Genomic DNA, 6,948 nt, shown 5'->3' on the forward strand with positions numbered 1-6,948 from the left:
TTTATAAATTTTAACTAAGTCTTGACACATAAAACTGTTCGGAATATATAAACACATTACCCATATCAAAACAAGATTTTCAACTTCTCGCACCCAAGTCTTGACTTGATGTTTTTACCCCAAACCGCCGTTATATGTTCTTTATATGCCTATGGAAGGATATTTACAAATTAAAAGGACTATGAATCCGCTGAAAATTCATAGCCTTTTAATAAAATTAGTTATTTGACTGTTGTAAAGTGCGGTGCTATATCCTACAATTACGGCGCTATGTGCATCATTGCGTTCGGATTTATGCCGCCGTTCTCATTATACATATTATATCCGTGACAGTCTATGTCCATTCTTTCCGTAAAGCTTGGAGTAACAATCATTCTTCCCCTTTCATCAATAAATGTTGTTTGATCGTATTCCTTGTTGTAATAGTCAGCCGTTTCACCGTCAATGATCACCTTGGTTGAGCCCGGCGCAAACACATAGGTCGAGCCGCGGTATGTAACGGTTGCCGTGCGGTCGGATTCGTTCCACACTATATCCGCACCGAGCTTTTCGCAAAATTCTCTAAGCGGCAGCCATAAATGCTCTTTAATATAGGGCTTAATTGTAAAGGGCTTCAATAGGTTGTCGATTTCGATTTTTTTGGAGTTTGAAACATCGTCTGTCGGGTACTCCGTATCATTTACAATAATACTTTTGATTTCGTCGGGTTTGATGATTCTTTTTGCCCATGCACGAAAATGTCCTGCATTTGCTTCAATATTGCTGCCGTCTTGTCTGTATAACTGATTAAAGGTCTTAATTTCACCGTTTTTCATTCTGAAATAAAAGTAATTTGTACGAATGCCGCACCAATCGCAAACATTTTTCTCGGTTACGGGATAGCTTAATTCAATGGATATCGGATTATATTGAACCTCAATATTATCAAATTTAAGCGTCTTTGTTTCTATATTGCTTTCCATGGGGATAAAAATTTTGGGCGAGCCTTTTATTTTGTTTGTGCAGATGTAAAAATCAATCTTATCTTTGTTATCAATCGAATTGCATTCCAAAACAAAATATCTCTTTCTTTCGGTATCAAATTTTTTGTTCAGGGAACCGGTTGAGAAGCCGCTTCTGTAAGCCTTGTCATAATCAACCGGACCGAATCCGATTGTATCCATATCCCAAAAAGTGCTGTTTCCTCTTTCGTCAACGGCATTAAATTCAGCGATTGCCGCGTCAGTTTGTGCTTCGATTGAGAAAATAACAACAGCCTGTTTTTCCGCAACCAGGTATTGCTCAAGGGTGAGCGTATAGTTTTCATCGCTTACGCTCTGCCTTTCCGTTTTTACAAAGTCCGCCAAATACGATGTATCACCGCTGAATACTTCGTCAAAAAACTCGTTGCTCATTGCTGCGGCGCATACAGATGCTGCAATCGTAAAGGCCATTAAAACAGCCATTGCAGCCGTTCCTTTTTTTCTTATTTTTTTACTTGCTATCAGAGTAAGTCGCTTTTTCATACCTTTTTTACCTCCAAAAAATGTTGTGGTCATATATGATTTTTTTTGATTTTGGGTTTTTAGAAAGTTAATCAGCATTTCCCCGTAAAACACTCTCGTTTCGTATGCCTTTCCTTTAATCACTTTTTCGTCGCAAGCCGTTTCACCGTCAATTTCTATTGCCCGTGCCATAATATAAGCAAAAGGATTATACCAGTTGAGCGATATAAAAATTAACGTGATAAGCTGATACAAAATATCTTTTCGTTTGTAATGTATCAACTCGTGGCGAAATATAAAATGCAGCTCATCATCTGAAAACTCGTTTTCGCTTAATATGATAAACGGGTGAATAATTCCCACAAGCATAGGCGTATCGGCAGCAGAAGAAACCCTTACCGGTATATCGGAAGTGATTTTAAGCTTTTGCTTTTCCGACTCCAGAATGTCGGCTGTGCTTTCATCACAAAGCGGTGATGATATTCTTTTCACCGCCCTTTTGAATGAAAAATACCGTTTTATATGCAAAATCAAAAACAGTACTGCGCCGACCAGCCAGATAACACTTAAAATCAGTTTCACATCAATCGGTGTTTTGTATTTTACCGTAGCTGTCGTTTCTTCCAATGGTGGATTTTCGGCTTGTCCGCCGTTATTCGGTTTAACGGGTACGGTTTTCGTAACCGTTTGCTGCGGCAGCTTTTGCTCATACCAATTACGAATATCTCTTGTTTCGCTTTGTATGTCCATTATCACAGGCGATATCGGAATTTTATAGCTTATACCGAGTTTTCCGAACGGTATCAGAAAAATAAGCATAACCGCAAGCCACGAATAGTATCGAAAACCTGCCGTGTACCTTTTCACAACCGGCTTTGTGAGAGCTAAAAGCAAAATAATTACAACCGAAAATTTAATTGATGAAATTACATTTTGCTCAAAAATTTGTTTTATAATTTCTGTCATTTTCTCTTTTCCTTAAACATTTTTTCAAGCTCCGAAATATCCTCATCGCTTATTTTTTTACTGTCAAACAATGCTCTCATTAAATTTGTGATGGAATTTCCGTGCATTTTTCTTAAAAATCGTTCGCTTTCAAATTCGACATAATCTTTTTCGGCAACAAGCGGCGTGTAGATATATTCTTTTCCCCGTTTGTCCTTTGCAATGTATTCCTTTGCTATCAGCCTGTTGATAAGCGTTTGAACGGTTTGCTGCGTTCGAGCGGCATTGCTTTCTTCATCAATAATTCGTTTCACCTCACTTGTGGATATGGGACACTCATTATGCCATATCACTTTCATAATTTCGAGCTCCGCGTCCGGAAGTCTTTTTTCAAAGTTTTTCAAGATAATTACCTCACTTTCTACGACTGATGTCGTATTACGGTTTTATTATACACTACACTTGTCGTATTTGTCAAGCCTTTTTGATAAATTTATAAACTTTAACCAAGTCTTAACACATAAAACTGTTCGGAATATATAAACACATTACCCATATCAAAACAAGGTTTTTAAGCTATCACACAAATCTTGACTTGATATATGTAATGTGTTTATATTAAAAGTGTGATTTTTGCGCGTCAAGAGATGAAAATGAAAAAATGCGATTTACCGAAATCGGCTCTATTTCAATCGGCAAAAATTATAGTGCAAAACGCTGAAAACGCTCTAAAAGCGTTGACTATACAAGAAATTTATGTTATAATAAAACTGTATAATTTTTTGCAGAAAGGACTTGACAGACTATGTTGGTTGGCGAAAAATCGGTACATACATACAGTATAAGTCTGTCATTTTTCAAAAATATAATAGAAATATTAAAGGTACACTTCACATCTCTCAAAAGAGTAAATAAGGTGTGCCTTTTTGTGTTTCTTTTTGAAAAACAGAGTTTTGCACGATATGTCAACTTAAATCTATTCAAGGAGTGTTGCCTATGAAAATACAAAAGCCGATAATTGCAGTTCGGCAAGTAAAAAGTTTATTGCGAAACAAATATATGTTTTAGGAGGATATTTACACTATGAAAAAAACAAATAATTTGCTCTGCTTTCTTTTGTCTTTTGCGATGCTTGTTTCACTTTTGACACAAGTTGCATTTGCCGAAAGCACTAACATTACAAACGAAGCTGATTTTCTTTCAGCCTTGGCAAACACAGAAACTACTGAAATGAATATTACAGGCAATGTATCTGTTGATGCGTCGATAGAAAAGAGTATTGACATCAATGTAAAAAGCGGTGCAACACTCACATTGAATTATGACGAGGGTGAAAACGGAATAAGCCGTGTTTGTAATGCAAATATTAAGGTTGAGGACGGCGCTAATGTTATTTTTGAGAATAAGACTTTGAATGATAGTAAAGCAAAACGCTATCTCATAATGAACGGAAACTTCACATTGAAAAGCGGAGCTTCTGCTAAAATCAGCAAGAAATCAAATCCCGTTGGCGGTATATTGTTTCAGGGTGAATTTAAGAACGAGGGAACACTTGACTGCGGTGCAATGAATATGGGACAACCTAATTTGTATGTCTATATTAAATTTGGCGTAGATAGCGGAGATGTTACAAATGGTTATGTGGCATATAATCTTTGCCGGACAACACCGACTGATGAAACCATTTCAAATAAGGCTATCAAAGTTACAGCCATAAACGGAAACGCAGAGGTTGGTGAAACTCTTTCTGCTGAAATTGACGGTTTTGGAGATTCAAGAGAGCTTCCTAAAAATCTTATTACTTGGAATGGAGCAAATTGGGAAGATGCAAACATTTATAATAATACATATACCGTTATCTTTAAGGATGTCGGAAAGAAAATAGGAGCAAAATTTAACGGTGTTGGCACTATGGGCAATCCTATTTCGAGCTACCCATATGATTATGTGGCGGTTAAGGACAATAAAGTAACAGTAATACTCAACGGAACGAACGATATTGAAACCGAAACAGACACAGTGCCATATATTGATACGATTTATCTCGACAGTAAAAAGGGCAGCGATAAGAATTCAGGTGTTTCAGCAGACAAAGCAGTTGCTTCTATTAGCACTGCAATGCAACTTGTAGCCGACGGCGGAACAATAGTTGTATGCGGCAATGTTGTAATGTCGACTGATTCACCTGCATACATTACCAAAAATGTTACTTTTACAAACACTGATGGTGAAAATACCTATCAAGCTTCTTTTACAGGCGGTACGGAAGAATATTACAGTCTGTTTTATTCGGCAAATAAAGAGGCTTCCATTAAGTTTTCGGGCATAAAGTTTATCAACAATGTGTTTGCAGCTTCGGAATATGCTGGCAGCAAATATATATTTGACAATATCAGTACCGCTGAAAACAGTTGTATCGGAGCATTTATTATCAATGGGCTGTATCTCAAATATGAGCCGTTTGCAATAGATGTTATAAACACGAAAAGTGCAGAAGTGGATATATTGAATGACCAACAAGAAGGTATTCCTGTAATTACACTTGATAATTCAATTATAACGAGTGCTATGCAAGGAAGTTTGGGAAATGTATCACTTAAAAACAACAGTAAAATTAAGACTTTTCAGCCTATGCAAACGCTGACTGCGGATAATACGGATAATGCTATCGAATTTTTGGCTGATGAAGCAAATAATATTATTCCGATAAACATTAATGGTGATATTACAATTAGCGAAAACAATCTTATTAAATTGGAATTTGAAACACCTTTTACGGTGGGACAAACACTTTTCACATCTACAAACGGAAATACCTCTTTAACAGCGGATAAGTTTTCGATTTCACAAATTGAACTTGCATTGGACAAACAAGATAATGATATAATAACAAAAACGGCAGAATATATCATCAACTATGAACTTGACGGAGGTACTCTTGGTGCAAATTCCCCTGCAACACATACATACGGTACGGAAACAATACTCGTTAATCCGACCAAATCGGGATATAATTTTGCGGGTTGGTATTTGGAAGATACATTTGCTACAAAAATTGAAACACTTGCAGCAGCTGGATATACATCTGAAATAACTCTTTATGCAAAGTGGAACAAGCGCTCCGGTGGCGGCGGGACAACTCGCTATACGGTTTCGTTTGACACAAACGGCGGAAATAAAATATCAAGTGAGAGAGTTAAAAGAAACGGTACTTTGACAGAGCCTACAACACCGACCAAAGATGGTTTTGACTTTGTGGGTTGGTATACCGATAAAGAGCTTAAAACAAAGTATGATTTTTCTGCAAAGGTAACAAGGAGTATGACGCTTTATGCCGCTTGGACGGAAAAGAAAACAGATAACTCTGAAAATCAAATAATTCTTACTATCGGCAAAAAAGGTGCCTCTGTTTTCGGAAAAGTAAAGACAAATGATGTTGCACCAAGAATTGTAAATGACCGAGCAATGCTTCCGGCACGATTTGTTGCTGAAAACTTGGGGGCTTTCGTTGAATGGGACGGTGACAAACAACTTGTAACAATTATGGGCAAAAACCTTAAAACCAATGAAGATGTAACTATTCTTATTACCATAGGTGCAGAGTATGCCGTTGTAAACGGTGAGAATGTTAAACTTGATTCTCCGGCATTTATAGAAAATGACCGTACATATACGCCTATTCGTTTCATTTCCGAACATCTCGGTGCAAGTGTCGAATGGTTGGAAAACGAACAAAAGGTTATTATTACAAAAAATCTGTTGGCAGAAAAAAATAATTAAAACAAAGAACATACAACATTAAAAGGACAACCGAAAAAAATCGGCTGTCCTTTTTTCATACCCAAAACACAGAAAGGAACGATATTTTATGAAAAACATTGACGAACAAATTGCAAAAACACAGGCGCAAATCAATCAGCTCACCAACAAGAAAAAACGGCTCATATCAGAGCAAAAACAAGCCGAGCGAAAGAAACGGACAAAGCGGTTAATTGAGCGAGGGGCGATTTTGGAAAGTGTAATCAACAATGCGGAGAACTTTTCAAATGAGCAGTTGCAAACTCTTTTAATCGAGATTTTTTCAAGCGAATTTGCAAAGGGAAAAATCAAGAATTTTCGTGAGCATACGGCGAGTGAGGGAAATCCCTTGTTTTAACAAGGGAACAAGGGCGCACTTATACACCTTAACAGGTGTGTGCGCTCTGCCGAGAGCAAATTAAAACAAATCGGCGTTTCCGCATTTGTTTTAATTATGGGGCAACTCACATTTCCCCATACCCCTTTGTGCTATACGCAAAATAAAATTTGCATATAGCGTCAAAACAGTTTTCGCAAAAACTGTTTTGTTGACTTGATATTTTATATCAAAACAAGTTTGACACAAAATATCAAGTATACTAGGGTATTTCCCCGATTTTGTGTAAACTCCAAAATGATAATATAATTTAAGTGTTTTTCGAAGGATGAAATCCATATTTCGGGATTTCATCCTTCAGCTCATATATAGCATAAAAGCACA

General features: G+C 37.0%; 4 protein-coding genes. 2 read left to right on the forward strand and 2 right to left on the reverse strand.

All coding sequences use genetic code 11. The annotated features are described in order from the left end of the window. Positions 1 to 260 precede the first annotated feature (260 nt). On the reverse strand, positions 261 to 2,450 hold the full coding sequence (locus H8706_RS10500) for a M56 family metallopeptidase (RefSeq protein WP_262432591.1): 2,190 nt from the start codon (positions 2,448 to 2,450) through the stop codon (positions 261 to 263). After that, on the reverse strand, positions 2,447 to 2,833 hold the full coding sequence (locus H8706_RS10505) for a BlaI/MecI/CopY family transcriptional regulator (protein ID WP_262432592.1): 387 nt from the start codon (positions 2,831 to 2,833) through the stop codon (positions 2,447 to 2,449). The genes H8706_RS10500 and H8706_RS10505 overlap by 4 nt, the downstream gene beginning before the upstream one ends. Before the next feature lie 679 nt (positions 2,834 to 3,512). Here H8706_RS10505 and H8706_RS10510 point away from each other — a divergent pair. Together H8706_RS10510 and H8706_RS10515 are read left to right on the forward strand one after the other, a co-directional pair. Further along, positions 3,513 to 6,209, forward strand: coding sequence for a stalk domain-containing protein (locus tag H8706_RS10510; RefSeq protein ID WP_262432593.1), 2,697 nt, complete (start codon positions 3,513 to 3,515; stop codon positions 6,207 to 6,209). Positions 6,210 to 6,297: 88 nt separating this feature from the next. Beyond that, positions 6,298 to 6,585: a DUF3847 domain-containing protein gene (locus tag H8706_RS10515; RefSeq protein ID WP_262432594.1), complete on the forward strand. Its 288-nt coding sequence runs from the start codon at positions 6,298 to 6,300 to the stop codon at positions 6,583 to 6,585. Positions 6,586 to 6,948 lie beyond the last annotated feature (363 nt).

The sequence above is a fragment of the Qingrenia yutianensis genome, from assembly GCF_014385105.1.
GTDB classification, from domain to species: domain Bacteria; phylum Bacillota; class Clostridia; order UMGS1810; family UMGS1810; genus Qingrenia; species Qingrenia yutianensis.

What these genes read in the sequence shown, in the direction of transcription:
- H8706_RS10500 (WP_262432591.1), bottom strand. Translation starts at nt 2,450, where the DNA reads ATGACAGAAATTATAAAACAAATTTTTGAGCAAAATGTAATTTCATCA.
- H8706_RS10510 (WP_262432593.1), top strand. Translation starts at nt 3,513, where the DNA reads ATGAAAAAAACAAATAATTTGCTCTGCTTTCTTTTGTCTTTTGCGATG.
- H8706_RS10515 (WP_262432594.1), top strand. Translation starts at nt 6,298, where the DNA reads ATGAAAAACATTGACGAACAAATTGCAAAAACACAGGCGCAAATCAAT.